This window comes from Chryseobacterium sp. C3 (genome assembly GCF_014218905.1).
In the GTDB taxonomy this organism is placed as follows: domain Bacteria; phylum Bacteroidota; class Bacteroidia; order Flavobacteriales; family Weeksellaceae; genus Chryseobacterium; species Chryseobacterium mucoviscidosis.
Map to the genome: position 1 here is coordinate 29960 of NZ_JACLCU010000010.1, position 15101 is coordinate 45060.

The following is a 15101-nucleotide window of genomic DNA, read 5'->3' on the forward strand; positions in this document are numbered from 1 at the left end:
CACTAAGCGATCATGTTTAACCTACCAAATCACAGGAAATATGAAAACAGAATCACAAGATACAGTACAGAATCCTTCCTTCCGCCCATCGCAGAATGCAGACGGAATTTCCCAGAATCATCATACAGGAATCAACCGTCTGGTAAAACTTTCTCTCGTGATCGAAGGAAAAGTGATTAAATATTACAAGCATTTTCAACTCACCCAAAGCACAAAACGCCACCACCAATTCAGCGTGACATTGGCTCACGATGCTTTAGGCGACCGACAGACTCATACCCTCGAAGAAGCCAATAAATTTCTCGGAAAACGTTTAACAGCCGTTATTTCCTACAAAGATATTGAAAGCAGCCCCGAAAGAACCTTTGTCGGAGTCATTACAGGAGTAGGTTTCAGTCAGGAGAAAATGAGCCTTGGAAATATTGTGTTAACAGGCTACAGTCCCACCATTTTACTTGATGGAGCACCGCATATTCAGAGTTTTGGCGGAAGTTCACCCGTTAATATGGGAATCATTGCCAACGAAGTCATCAAACAAGGGATCGATTCCAGCCGTTTTGATGTGAGAGTGGATACCAACGATTATTCGCAGATTATTTACAGCAGTCAGTATGACGAAACGCACTACAATTATCTGGCAAGAATGGCTGAAGCGTATGGCGAACAGTTTTACTATGACGGCGAAGTATTGCATTTCGGAAAACTTCCGCCACAGAACAAACCGATCAAATTAACCTACGGGAGCAGCGCCAATGATATTAAGGTTGAATTAAAAGCAGTACACACAAAACCCCAGTTTTACGGTTACAACAGCAGTAAACATGAAAAACTGACTTCGGGTGAAACGCCGGTTCAGCATGTGGGAGATTTGGCAAAAACAGCTTATTCCCACAACGAAAAAATATATAAAACCCCTGCATTACAGGTTGCGCCCATTAAAGCTTCCACTCATCTTGATGTGGAATATTCTCAGAAAAGTGCGGCGGGAAGTGAAGCGGTGAGCGTATTTTCATTTTCAGGAAATACAACCGTTCCTTTTTTGCATCCGGGTTGTGTGGTGGATGTTCAGATGAGAAAATTAGACAGCAACGAATCCGATTATTTTACGAGAATCATGGTGACGGAAGTTACTCATGAAATTGATACCATCGGTCATTACAAAGGAAGCTTCGAAGGAATTGCTTCAGACACCGGATTTTTACCTAAACCCGAATTTAAAATTCCAAAAGCCGAACCGCAGATTGCTACCGTAATTTCCAATACAGATCCGGAAGGACAGGGAAGAGTTCAGGTAAGATTCGACTGGCAAACCAATGATACAACGCATTTTATCAGAATGATGAGTCCCGATGCGGGAGGAACCGATCAGGTGAACCAAAACAGAGGTTACGTCGCGATTCCCGAAGTGGGGGATCAGGTGATGGTGAATTTCGTTCACAGTCATCCCGACCGACCTTTTGTGATGGGCGGAATGTTTCATGGCGGAGTCGGTCTCGGCGGCGGTGTGGACAACAGAGTGAAATCTATCCAGACGAGAAGCGGTCACAGAATTATTTTTACAGAGGATGAAAGCATCGTGATTACTGACAAATCAGGAAATAAAATTCATTTAGACACCACCGGAAGCAACATCACCATTACAGCTCCTGAAACCATGACGTTCAACTGCCGGAACATGAACATTAACGTCGGCGAAAATATGAGCACCAATGTCGGAATGAATAAATCTGATACCATTATGGCAAATCATACCGAAAGTGTAGGTTCTATGAAATATCTTTCTACAGGAGCCGATTTCATGACCAATGTGGTCGGAAAAATGAGTCATTACGTAAAAGGCGATATGGAAGTCTATGGCGAAAAAGAGCATAAATTAACCAGCCTTAAAGGCGTTGAGGTCAACAGTCAGGGAAAAGTGGAACATCACGCAGAAAAAGAAGTTCAGAACAATAGTGGCGAGAAATCTAAAAATCACTAAAAATGAGCATTGAATATTTTGTAGAAGGGAAAGCGGTCACCCGTTTTGATGGAGATCATAAAACCTTTGCCAAAGAAGGCATCAGTCATAACAGTGCGGCAACCGTGGAACAGAAAGGAAACGGAACGGGTGTAAGCTATAACAAAGCAGAAACCATTAATCCCGATGATAAACCCGTTAATACCATCGATATAAGCCTGAATCTTTTTTTTGACGGAACCCAGAATAACAAAACCAATACCCGGCTTGGCGGAGATTTCAAAGAAGCAAGCAGCGATAAAGACGACAGCTACAACAATGAGTTTACGAACGTTGCGCGCGGTTACGACTCTATCGATCCGAATGCACAGAATCAGGTTTCATGGTATATTGAGGGAATCGGAACAGAGGACAGAAAAAGTGACAGCATTTTAAAAGGTGTTGCGCAGGGAACCGGAGATACAGGAGTCGTGGCAAAAGTGGCAAAAGGTTGTAAAAAAGGAGCAGAAGCCATCGTAAATAAACTTAAAAATAACACGAAACCGATCGGGGTTCTTACCGTAAATGTCTTTGGTTTCAGTAGAGGAGCTGCGGCGGCGAGACATTTTATACACGTTGCAAACTCTCCGGGAATAATTTCTTATGCTTTGGGAAAGGAAACGTTACAGGTTTTTCCTCCCGAATTCATCAATAATGAAACGGTTACAATAAAGGATAAAGATGGCTCCAAGTCGCAGTTCATCATGCGGCACGGATATTTCGGAGCCTGTCTTCTGGCGCAGGATCTTGAGGTTAAAGAGATAAGATTCCGTTTTGCAGGATTGTATGATACGGTTGCTTCTTACGGACTCAATCACAGAGGAGGTTTCGGGATTGATGATGATACCAAACAGCTTGGTTTAGATACCATCGGAGGCGGAAAAGTAAATTTTGTTCTTCAGCTTGCTTCAGATGACGAATACAGAGATAATTTTGATCTAACGAATATCGACAGCACAGGTTTATACGGACTGGAGTTTACCCTTCCCGGAGTTCATTCCGATATTGGCGGATCTTACGGAGAAGGAGATGAAATTTCTGTTTTATATTGCGATTCTTACGATCCCTACAATAATGTATTTACCCACAAAGAATGCGAAGCATTTAAAAAAATTGTAGTAGAGGAAGGGTGGTATCATGATGAGCAGCTGGAAATTAAATCTTTCAGGCAAAAAGATGTGAACTACGACCGGTGGTGGAATAAAATATCGATGTATTATGGCTTGGTGGGAACCAGAAACTTGTCCAATAAATATGATAAAATCCCGCTGAACCAGATGTTTCATTATTCCAGACAGCATGAAGTGAAATATCTTGAAGATCTCATCAACGAAAATCATAAAATAACAGATTCTTTTTTAACCGGAATTTACAGTCAGCTTTCATCATATACCAATGCGTGTAACCAACTCAGAAATAAGTATGTAGAAGATTTTAAAGCCGGAAAAAAACCTTCAGTTGCCAAATACAAACAGGATATCAAAGCGATTTCGTATTTAGGTCACATTCAGGAAGAAGATCTTAAAAAATTAAGAAACGAATATCTTCACTGGTCTGTAAAGGCCAACCAGATCGGTCTGGATGCACGACCCAACGACAATGCCCCGAAAAGAAGAGGCGCATTGGCTGCACAATACCGCAAAAGAAACATACAGAATGGATAAAACGATAAAAATAGTATTTTTTTTAATCCTCCTTTTTCAGAATATAAGTTGCCAGAAAATGAAAGAAGAACAATTGCCGGAATTTAACGTGGAAATAAGCAGTCCGAATAACAATATGATTGTAACGCCAGTGGAAGATAAAATCATCACTCTGGAAGGTGTTCCCGCGAGTCTGCCTTATGGAAGTTCGTCGGGAACATGGGGGAATTCCGGGAAAGGCTGGACGGAACAGCACGGAATTCCCATCGGAATAGATGTTACTTATTTTTCCAGATACGAAGATACTTTTTATCATCTGAAGGCAGACTTTCCGGTGGAAAAAATCAAAGACTACATGCAGCGTGCGTATGCGCAGCGCGAAGCTTCTTTTTACAATAAACCTCTGGAAGAATATAAAAATCTGGGAAGGAATGAAAAATACAGCAGCGCAGAAAATCCTTACAACAGTTTTACAACGCTTGTTTTTGGTTTTGCTCCAAAAGGAATGGTTGTAGTATGGCTCAGATTCCGGGCTGTTCAGATTGAGCTGGGAAAATTTCAGGCTGAAATCGTAAAAGATGATCAGCAGCTTGAACAGAAGTTTTTTTCGAAACTTTCGGTAACACGTGAAGAAATGAAAAAGAACAGATTTTTGGATGCGGAACCTAAAGAATGGGAAGACTATAGAAAAAAATACAGTTGGAAACCACAAATTACTTCAGAAAATCCGGCTTTTAAACTGTTTGAATCCAATATAAGTTATTACAACGCCGAAGAAGAAGTTATTCTCCATTCGTGGATCGATAAAATTCCTTCAAGAGAAAGAGCGGTTCCGAAAGAACTGAATTTTATCTGGGAAACAGCAAAAGGCGAACAGTTTATCGGAAGAGCGTATTTCAATTGGGAAAGGCTCAACAGTGAGTTCGAAAAAGCAGGAAAAGACTTTCAGTTGGATTTTAAAGTGGCAAAAGACAACAGCAGTTTTGATATTTTCATTAACAATCAGCCCATTAAAGCAGACAGCATAAGAATATTCAGGGCAGAAAGAGAATTTCACGACTCCTATCAATAAAAATAATTCAATTCTCAGTTTAGTTTATAGAATTCCGGTGAAAATTTTTTTCATCGGAATTCTTGTTTTAATTTCAATTTCTAACCGTTAAGAAATAGTAAAAATATCTTAATTAAATCTTAATATTTCTCTTTTTAGTGTGTAAATTTGTTTGATTTTTATTGCGTTTTAAGTATTTAAATAATTGATTAATAGTACTTTAATTTAAAATATAATTCTTTAATCGTAGAATTACTACATGAAGTCGTAGAACTACTACAAAAACTAAGATTACTGTTTAATTCCTTTCAGGTTCAGAAAAGGTGCCCTATCTTTGGAATACCAAATCAACCAAATCACAAAATATTAACGATTAAAATTTACGAATCATGGCAGCAAATTCAAGAGGAATCTTAAAATTCAACGGCGGCGAAGGACAAAAATTATTAAAGCTGAACTACAGTGTTTCGAGATCTACGGACGTTTCAGGCAGAGTAGCATCAGATCCTTCCAATGCACTGATTAAGGTTACAGTAGAAGCTACAGAAAAATCCGACATCCTAGAAAGCTTACTTAACGGGAAATACAAACCAACGACAGGCGAAATTACATTCAACAAATCCCACGAAGAAGGAACCTTAATTACTCTGGGTTGGGAAAACGGATATGTAATCCAGCATGAAGTGGATTTCGATGCAGTGGATGAAAACAGTATGCTCATCAGCTTTGTCATCAGCGCAGAAACCATCGACTATGGAAATTCTAAGTATGAAGGTTTATGGCCGGGAGCTAAGTAATTCAAAACACAACAATCATCTTAGTAAAAATAAAATTGGTTACAGAATAGCACGGCTCAGAAGAGTGGCTATTCTGTTTTTCTTTTTAGGACTAAATTTTTTTCATCATTTTTCAAAGTAATTCTTTAAAATCTCTAAAAAATAAAAGTTTACATTGAAATTAGAGAATAAAAATTTAATTAATGTGAGGTTAGATAAATCTTTGCATTTAAAAATAAAACACATCAAATCACAAAATATCAGGCTATGTTTAAGGATGAAAATATGCCCAAAACGCCTTCTTCAACAGGAGAATCTTCAATGCTGATGAATGAAAATTTACAGCCCAACAAACCCTTATTGGTGGATGAAAAGTTCTGGTCTCAGCAACCGACTTCGAAAATACATAATGCAAAGGCAATTCCCGAAAGTCAGATTCAGGGAATCAACCGCGTGGTAAAGCTGGATATTGTTGTTGAGGGAAAAGCGGTAAAGCATTTTAAACACTTTCAGTTAAAACAAAGCGCAACAAGACATCATGAATTCAGTCTTTTATTAGCTCACGATACATTGGGAAGCGCAGAAAATCATAATCTGGAAGCAGCCCAGAATTTTTTAGGTAAAAGAATTACCGTAGTTTTTAAATATAAAGACCTCGAAGACGGTCCGGAAAGAAGCTTTGTAGGAGTTATCACAGAAGTTGGATTCAGTCAGGAAAAAGGAAGCCTCGGAAATATCGTTCTTACAGGATGCAGTCCGACGGTTCTGCTGGATGCGGCTCCTCATATTCAGAGTTTTGGCGGTGCGCAGGAAATCAGCCTGAACAGCATTGCCAATGAGGTGATTAAAGAAGGTTTTGGACAGGGAAAATTCGATTTTCGCGTAGATGCACAACACGGAAATGTTTCCTACAGTTCTCAGTATGAAGAAACCCACTACAATTATCTGGCAAGAATTGCGGAAGCCTATGGCGAACAGTTTTTTTATGACGGTGAAGTGCTGCATTTCGGAAAGCTTCCTCCACAGGAAAAACCTGTAAAGCTTACCTACGGAAGCAGCGTGAATGATGTGAAGATCAAAATGAAAGCACAGCACGTAAATCCTACATTCTACGGCTACAACAGCAGTAAAAACGAAAAATTAACAACGGGGAATTCCAAAATCAGTCACACCTCAGATATTGCCAAAAGAGCGTATGAAATTTCAGAAAGAACTTTTACGACGCCATCTTTAAGAGTTGCTCCCATTAAAGCAGCCTCTTTTATGGATATTGATGCCTCACAGAAAGGAACCGCCGGAAGTAAAGCTTCCGATGTTTTTATAACTTCGGGTGAAACTACCATTCCCTTTCTTTATCCGGGTTGTATCGCTGATATTGAGATGAGAAAAACCGATACGAACGCAACCGCTTATTTTACCAAATTAATGATTATTGAAGTTAATCATGAAGTAGACGCAAGAGGATATTATACCGGAACTTTCGAAGCGATTGCTTCAGACACAGGATTTATTCCGCGCCCTGAATTTCAGTTGCCAAAGGCGGAACCTCAGTTTGCCAAAGTAATTTCCAACTCAGATCCGATGAATCAGGGAAGAGTAAGGGTACAATTCGACTGGCAAAACGGCGCAACTACTACAGAATACATCCGAGTAATGACTCCAGATGCGGGAAGCAGCGATAAAGTGAATAAAAACCGTGGTTTTATGGCAGTTCCTGAAGTCGGGGATCAGGTGATCGTTAATTTTGTTCATCAGCATCCCGATCGACCTTTCGTGATGGGCGGAATGTTTCACGGCGCAATTGGCGCAGGTGGTGGTGCAGAAAATAATATTAAAAGCTTAAGCAGCCGAAGCGGAAATAAGCTCGAACTGGACGACGGAGCGGGTTCTGTTTTTCTTACCGATCAGGGTGGCGCGAATATGAAATTTGACGGTGCGGGGAATGCGATTACCAATGCGAATCTCAACAAAACTGTCAATGTAGGAACTGCCAATACAGTAAATGCGGGAAGTACCAATATTATCAATGTCGGAAGTAAAGAAGGTGGTGGTGCAAATTCCAAAATATCGATGGATAAAGCCGGAAATATCAGTTTGGAATGCGATACCAATGTAACCATTAAAACCGGAGCAAGTTCAATTACATTAAATTCGGACGGAACAATCATCGTAAAGGGAAAAATTATCGGGATCGGAGGTGAAGGAATCGGAATTGCGGCGTCTCAGGGAATTGATGTCTCTTCACCGGCAAACCATATTGGAGGAGGCCCTACGAAAATCGATGGTGGAGATGCATTTATAAATTAATTTTTCATGGATAGCTTATTTAAAATAAAAGATAAATTTTCTGAACAATATACATTAACGATCGATTCAGATATCAAGGCAGTGAATGTTCACATGACTTCAAAATCCCAATTGCGATGGGATTTCAGTGTTTTGAAAATCGAAGAGGATTTTGTTGAGGTTAAAATTATTCAGCTCGATCATATTTTATTGGAATCGAATAATCCTTTGATTAAAGAAATTGCGGCACTAACGAACGCTTTTTCAAGATTATATAACGAATTATATTTAAAAATAAATTCGGAAGGAAAAGTAACAGAAGTGCTGAATATGGAGATCATTAGATCCAAATGGCAGCATACAAAAGCCGAAATGGAAACTATTGCAGAGAATAATCCGGATATAAAAAATGCAATTGTCCTGAATGATAATATTTTTCAAAATCCATTAAAATTAATAGAAGGAATTCAGAATAATGAATTTTTTCTGATGTTTTTCAATAAAATTTATGGGAGAAAAATCCCCGGAAGTTACAAGGAAAATACGTTGAATTTATTCAATTCTGCTAATGTGCATTGGAGCTATAATCTTAAAAATGTAAGCAATCCTTTATTGTCATCTGATGAAATGATTGCTGAACTTTCAGGAGAACCCTCTGTTTTGTTGAATATTGGTTTCTACAACAGAGCTTATGTACAATTTGCCAATCAGATCGATACCAAAAAACTCAATACTTCACTCAACGAAAGAGGAATTTTCAGAGTAGATCAGACTACGGGAAGAATCATCGAAGCTTCTTTAAACAGAGAAGAAATTGCCGATCCCGAAAATCTTTACAACAAATTGAAATATACTTTCTACAGCGATGAAATATTAAAATTTAAAATGTCTAATGAACACGTTACCGCAGAATCTTAGCATAAAATCTTTTGTTAAAAGGTTTTCATTAAAAAATTACTACATCGAATTTAATTTAAAATTGGATCGTAAAAATTCTGCCCGAAGTTTATTCATTTTAATTGAAAAAAAATACCGCGAAAATCAGGAAGATTATATCAAAAGAATCGGTTATGGTTTAGAACATCAACTGATTAATAAAAGAAATAAAATAACTACCCATACAAGAAAGCAAATACTTAAAAAAACATGATATGGGAAATAAAATTATCACAGAGAAAGATTTCTGGATGTGCTCCAGTGGCGCAATGCCCGCTCAGTTACAGGGAACCAGAAAAAGTAATAAAAAAAGTTCGGGAGATGTCTACATCACCGTTGCAGATACTGCAACAAGCAGTTGGATAGACTTCGGATGCACCAAAAATATGTTGTTGGCGGCACTGATAACGGCAATTGCTGTTGTAGTTGTTGTTGCTCTTATTGTCGGAACAGGCGGTGTTGCAGCCATCGGATTAATCGGAATGATGGCAATTGGAGCAGCAGCCGGAGTTGCAGGAGGGATTGTTGCTGCCGTTGACGGAGCTTTGAAATGCGGACAGAAAAATGCTACTGCAAGAACTTGGAGTGACAGCAAAGGAAATCTTCTACTAACGGGAACTCCTGCTATTACTGGCGATAAAACCATGACTTGTTCCATCGGCGGTGTTGTAAAATTTGCCCCTGAAATCAAAAGCTGGACTCATGCTCTGGCTTTGGGAGGGTTTAATTATGTTACTCAACTTGCAGGTTGTGCTTTGGGAGGAGCTGCAGTCGGAGCGGGAGGATTTTTGGTTTCTGGTTTAGCGGGAGGTTCACTTGCCGTTGCTGCGCCTACATTTTCGAGTGTGCTATCGAATGTTGCAGGAAGTTTTACCGGGATTTGGGGCGGAAGCAGAGCGCTTTTCGGACTGAATTCTTTAGCAAATGAACATGCGTATGGAAATGTTCAGGATGCCGGAGACGCAGGAGCAGCGTTGGTAAATGGAGGTGTTCCGGAAATCGGAATGGGACAACGTATTTTTACCGGACAGGCACATCCTTCTGATTATCTTCTTTTCTTATATTTGTTGAACATTAGAGCTAAAGGTCCGGCAACTCCTCATGTAGAAGAACCGAATACAGCAGGAGATAAAGATGGAAATACGCCGACAGATAAAGACGGAAATACAGCAAATAAAGACGAAGGACAACCAAAAGAAGAAGGAAATCAGACACCTGAAGATGAAGGTGCTAATAGAAGTAAAGGACAAGGTGACGAAGGACAGAATAATTCTAATAAAAATAAAAAAGGAGATGCCTACGAAAGCCCTCCTAAAACTCCTCAGGAAAAACTAGTTGAAGCTACGGAGGCAAAAGCAAAAGAGATTGTAGGAAGTCAAAGTGCCTCAGAAAGAGGACCTTGTTTATCCGGAGTTTATGATCCCGCAACAGGTAAAACATTCTTTGGCCAGAATTTTAAAACCAATGCAACGGGTAGGGCTGCTTATGAAAAATGGCTTACAGATCCTCCGGAACTTGGAGGAGCAGATCCTATTATAAAGCAAAAGGTTGCGGAATACGAAGCTAAAATTAAAAGCGGTGAAATTAAACCACCCGAAACTGCTGATAACAGATTAGCCGCTCACTCAGAAATGAGAGCTTATGATCAGGCTTTAAAAGCAAGAAGAGAAGCCGGATTGCCTGTTGATGAAAATTCAATAAGAGAAATGGATCTCCATAACAGAGATTTACAAAATAATGCAATCAAAAATAATGGAGGAACTCCTCCTCCGAAGGTAAGATGTCCACATTGTGGTTTCTTAACGGATGGAATTAATACTCACGGACATAATTAAAAGTATATGTTGGATTTATTTAATAAAAAATTAAGACTTGAAGATATTGATGATCGTTTTTACACTAAAAATGACATCAATGGAAATGCAGTTTATTTTTTAGACAAAGAATTTAAAGAACCATTCACTGGTGAAATATTTGTAACGTTTAATGGTGTTTTGGAGTCTGAAGCCCAATATAAAAACGGATATAAAAATGGTATCGAAAATATTTATAATTCTAATGGAATTTTAGAACAAACCAATGAAAATAGAGGAAATGTAATTTTTGGAGTCTCCAAAGAATTTAATGAAGAAGGAGATGTTGTAATATCGAGTATTGTTTACAATAATGACTATATCAGATCTGTGGAAAATTCTGATGGCGAAGTTGTAGAAACCCAATCATATACAGGGAAATATGGCGAAAATTTACCGGAATATCTCCAAAATTTATTAAGGCTTTCCAAAGAAGATTTATTTAATTATGAGTTCAAAAGTGAGAATCCATATTTAAATATTAACTAAAATAGTTATATAGTAATGTTTTAGATTTTAACTAATCTTAGGAAACGTAAGAAACTGTCTTATTTTTTAGCATAAAATAAAAAGGGCAAAAGTTAATAAATGTTATAAAAAATAAATGAGCTCAGAAATTTATTATCTTTAATATTCAATTAATTTTAATAAAAATAGTATGGAAGCCTACAATTTTGAGACTGCTATTAAACCCTTTTTTTGGGTATCCTCAGAAAAAACATATTCAGTATGTTTAAACGCAGGAACGTACAAACCTGAAATTTTCGAATGGAGAAAAGACGAAGGTTTCGAAGGCAACGGTTACGACTGGACTTCATTGGCAAAAGTTTTTGTAGAAGAGAAAAAACCGAACCTGTCGGACGACATTAAATTCGATCCGGAAGCCGATATGTTCTGTGCCTATTCCAGCAATCCGGAAAGCCTGAAAGAATTTATTTCTGAATTCAAAAAAGCCTGCGAAGACGAAATGCTGATTCAGGATCTCTTTTCAAAAGCCGAAATTGATTAAATTATCTCTAAAATATTCAAAAAGATCTCAATTTGAGGTCTTTTTTATTTTTAACATTCCAACTGTTTAAACAATTTCGATCCAAAATCTGTTCTTTCTTATCCTGTGAATGAAAATATTTTAAGGAGCTGTTTCTCGCTTTCCGCACTCGCTATTTCTTTAGTTTCGGCTGCGGCGGCTTTGCCGCCGCAGCCGAAACTAAAGAAATGAGCTCAGACAAATGCTGCAATCGAGGCTAGGACAAAGGAACCGTTGAAATTTTCAGCAAGATTAGTATTCATTCGTCAGAATGACAGCTCATATTGCCTGAAAATCGACTTCGGAAGCTGAAGCGTTAAGAAAATGAATCAGATGAACGTTAAGTCTGAGCGCGACAGAATTTTAAACCGAAGAACCAATTTACCATTCGCGCGAGTTTTAGAATTTTTAGAGCATAGGATTCATTTTTAGCATTCAGCTTTCCGGTCTTGAATTTTTGTTTCTTTTGTTTCAAGACAAAAGAAAATGTTATAATAAAAAAGCATTTAGATTCTTTCAGATGACAATTTGCACCGTTATTTTAATTCAACACAAAAGAAAAAAGAAAAGTAATTTCTTATCTTTGTTCCTTATGGAAAATATGGACGCAACACAAGATAAAAGGTTATTTCTCATCGATGCTTATGCGATGATTTTCAGAGGATATTACGCATTAATCAGAAATCCGAGGCTTACAAGCAAAGGTCTGGACACTTCTGCTATCTTCGGATTTACGAATTCTTTAATTGAACTGATCAGAAGAGAAAAACCAACCCATTTGGCAGTGGTTTTTGATGTAGGAGAGGCAAGTATAAGAACGGAAGACTTCTCAGATTATAAAGCGAACCGAAGCGAAACGCCTGAAGCCATTAAAAATGCGATTCCATACATTCACAGGATTTTGGAGGCAATGCACATTCCCATTTTGGGAGTTCCGGGATATGAAGCAGATGATGTAATCGGAACCATTGCCTGCAAAGCAGAAAAAGAAGGCTACACCACATTTATGGTAACGCCGGATAAAGATTTTGCACAGCTTGTAACGGACAAAATCAAAATTTATAAACCGGGACTTAAAGGCGGAGACATTGAAATTTTAGGCGTTGAAGAAGTCAAAGCCAAATACGAAATCGAAGATCCGAAACAGGTAATCGATTTCCTTGCGATGATGGGAGATGCAGTCGACAATATTCCCGGACTGGAAGGCGTTGGTGAAAAAACAGCCATGAAATTCCTGAAAGAATTCGGAAGTATTGAAAATCTTTTAGCCAATACAGATCAGCTTAAAGGAAAGCTGAAAGAAAAAGTGGAAGCTTCAGCCGAAAGAGGAATTTTATCCAAAAAATTAGCGACCATTATCTGCGATGCTCCTGTAGAATTTCATCAGGAAGAGTACGATCTGGAAACTCCTGATTTCGATAAAGTAAAAGAAGTTTTTGAAGAAATAGAATTCCGTAGATTATACGAAAATCTTTACCGTGCTTTTGCTCCGGCTGCAGCGCCAAATGTAGTTACAGAAGTGGAAGTAACCGTTACGGAAACGACTCCTCAGCAAAAAGTTGCACAGGCAGTCGGACAGTTGGATCTTTTTGCCACTTATGAAGATCTCGATCAGGCAACATCCACAAAATCGACGATTGAGCAGAATGATCACCTTTATCAGTTTGTAGATAATCCGAAAGCACAGAAAATTTTAGTCAATAATTTATTAAAACAAAAAGTAGTCTGCTTCGATACCGAAACCACCTCTCTTAATGAACTGGAAGCCGAATTGGTCGGGATGAGTTTTTCCTACAAAAAAGGATTGGCGTATTATGTTCCTTTATCCGAAGATCAGGGAGAAGTTTTACAGACACTGGAAATTTTCAGACCGTTTTTCGAGAAAGAAGATCTGGTAAAAGTAGCGCATAACTTAAAATTCGATTATAAAATTCTTAAAAGATACGATATTACGGTAAAAGGAGCCATGTTTGATACCATGATTGCGCATTACCTTTTAAATCCGGACGGAAGACACGGGATGGATTATCTTTCGGAAGTTTATTTAAATTACAAACCTGTTTCCATCGAAACCATCATCGGTAAAAAAGGAAAAAAACAGGGCAGTTTCCGTGATGCGGATCTCCGAACCCAGACCGATTACGCTGCAGAAGATGCAGATGTAACTTTCCAGTTGTACGAATTGTTTGCGCCACAGCTTAAAAAAGAAAATTTAGAAGACTTATTCTTCAGTATAGAAATGCCTTTGATGGAAGTTTTGGCAAAAATGGAACTGGAGGGAATTTCTCTTGACGAAAAATGGCTGGCTCAGGAAAGTATTGATCTGGAGAATGATCTAAGACAACTCGAATCCAAAATATTTGAGATTTCAGGAGAAGAATTTAACATGAATTCTCCAAAACAGTTGGGTGAAATTTTATTTGAAAAAATGCAGCTCGACCCGAAAGCGAAAAAGACAAAAACCGGACAGTATGCAACTTCGGAAGATGTCCTTCAAAAACTGTCTTCAAAACACGAAATTATCAAGCATATTCTGGAATACAGAACCTATCAGAAATTAAAATCAACCTACGTTGATGCATTACCGTCACAGATTGAAAAAACAGACAACCGTGTCCATACCAATTTTTCGCAAACTACGGCTGCAACAGGTCGTTTGGCGAGTGTAAACCCGAATTTGCAGAATATTCCGATCCGAACTCTTAGAGGTCAGCAAATTCGTGGCGCGTTTGTTTCTGCAGAAGGAAAGAAAATTATTTCTGCCGATTATTCCCAGATCGAACTGCGTCTGATTGCCGAAATTTCCGGCGAAGACAATATGATTAAAGCATTCCAGAACGGGGAAGATATTCACGCTTCTACGGCGGCAAAACTGTTCAATATTCCGTTGGAAGAAGTTTCCAAAACACAGAGAAGTCAGGCAAAAACCGTAAACTTCGGAATCATTTACGGACAGGGCGCTTTTGCATTGGCAGAGCAGACCGGACTTTCAAGAACAGAAGCCAAACAAATGATCGAAGCCTATTTTGAAACCTATCCGAAACTGAAGGAATACATGGCGGAACAGGTAAGAAAAGCCCGTGAAGTAGGTTATGTGGAAACACTTTTAGGCAGAAAACGTCATTTGAAAGACATCAATTCCAATAATTTTGTGGTTCGTGGTCACGCGGAACGAAATGCGGTGAATGCTCCTGTTCAGGGAAGCGCGGCAGATGTCGTAAAAATGGCAATGATTAAAATTCAGAAAGAACTGGAAAAGGAAAAACTGCAGACAAAAATGCTGCTTCAGGTGCATGACGAATTAATTTTTGAAGCCCCGATTGATGAGGTGGAAGTTGCCAAAAACATCATTAAAATGGAAATGGAAAACGCCGTTGAAACGCAGGTTCCGCTATTGGTTGAAGTTGGAGTAGGGAATAACTGGCTGGAAGCGCATTAATATTAAAAAATTCTGAGATGCTTCGGCAAGCTCAGCACGACATCGCTACGAATGAGCTGCTAAAATAAGGTGGTAAGTATTAGAGATGTCGTGT

General features: G+C 38.7%; 10 protein-coding genes. All 10 read left to right on the forward strand.

The window, feature by feature from the left end; all coding sequences use genetic code 11:
- Positions 1 to 40 precede the first annotated feature (40 nt).
- The 10 genes from H6W53_RS19380 to polA all read left to right on the forward strand — a co-directional run bounded on the left by H6W53_RS19380 (position 41) and on the right by polA (position 15007).
- On the forward strand, positions 41 to 1978 hold the full coding sequence (locus H6W53_RS19380; protein ID WP_185209061.1) for a type VI secretion system Vgr family protein: 1938 nt from the start codon (positions 41 to 43) through the stop codon (positions 1976 to 1978).
- A gap of 2 nt (positions 1979 to 1980) precedes the next feature.
- Entirely contained in the window at positions 1981 to 3660 is a 1680-nt protein-coding gene (locus tag H6W53_RS19385; protein WP_185209063.1) for a T6SS phospholipase effector Tle1-like catalytic domain-containing protein, read from the forward strand.
- A gap of 58 nt (positions 3661 to 3718) precedes the next feature.
- Positions 3719 to 4711 (forward strand): DUF2931 family protein, encoded by a 993-nt coding sequence (locus H6W53_RS19390; protein ID WP_228457840.1) that lies wholly within the window; start codon positions 3719 to 3721, stop codon positions 4709 to 4711.
- Between the two features lie 368 nt (positions 4712 to 5079).
- On the forward strand, positions 5080 to 5487 hold the full coding sequence (gene tssD / locus H6W53_RS19395) for a type VI secretion system tube protein TssD (RefSeq protein WP_084196398.1): 408 nt from the start codon (positions 5080 to 5082) through the stop codon (positions 5485 to 5487).
- Positions 5488 to 5733: 246 nt separating this feature from the next.
- The gene (locus tag H6W53_RS19400; protein ID WP_185209065.1) at positions 5734 to 7773 is read left to right on the forward strand and encodes a type VI secretion system Vgr family protein; all 2040 of its coding nucleotides are present in this window, start codon (positions 5734 to 5736) and stop codon (positions 7771 to 7773) included.
- 6 nt (positions 7774 to 7779) lie between these two features.
- Positions 7780 to 8670, forward strand: a complete 891-nt coding sequence (locus tag H6W53_RS19405) for a hypothetical protein (RefSeq protein ID WP_185209067.1) — start codon at positions 7780 to 7782, stop codon at positions 8668 to 8670.
- A gap of 233 nt (positions 8671 to 8903) precedes the next feature.
- Positions 8904 to 10523 (forward strand): hypothetical protein, encoded by a 1620-nt coding sequence (locus H6W53_RS19410; RefSeq protein WP_087712157.1) that lies wholly within the window; start codon positions 8904 to 8906, stop codon positions 10521 to 10523.
- A gap of 6 nt (positions 10524 to 10529) precedes the next feature.
- A complete protein-coding gene (locus H6W53_RS19415) occupies positions 10530 to 11030 on the forward strand; it encodes a hypothetical protein (RefSeq protein ID WP_116099377.1) in 501 nt (166 codons plus the stop codon).
- Positions 11031 to 11199: 169 nt separating this feature from the next.
- Positions 11200 to 11550: an immunity 51 family protein gene (locus tag H6W53_RS19420; protein ID WP_076392061.1), complete on the forward strand. Its 351-nt coding sequence runs from the start codon at positions 11200 to 11202 to the stop codon at positions 11548 to 11550.
- A 619-nt stretch (positions 11551 to 12169) separates the two neighbouring features.
- Positions 12170 to 15007: a DNA polymerase I gene (gene polA / locus H6W53_RS19425; RefSeq protein WP_185209070.1), complete on the forward strand. Its 2838-nt coding sequence runs from the start codon at positions 12170 to 12172 to the stop codon at positions 15005 to 15007.
- The last annotated feature ends 94 nt before the right edge of the window (positions 15008 to 15101 follow it).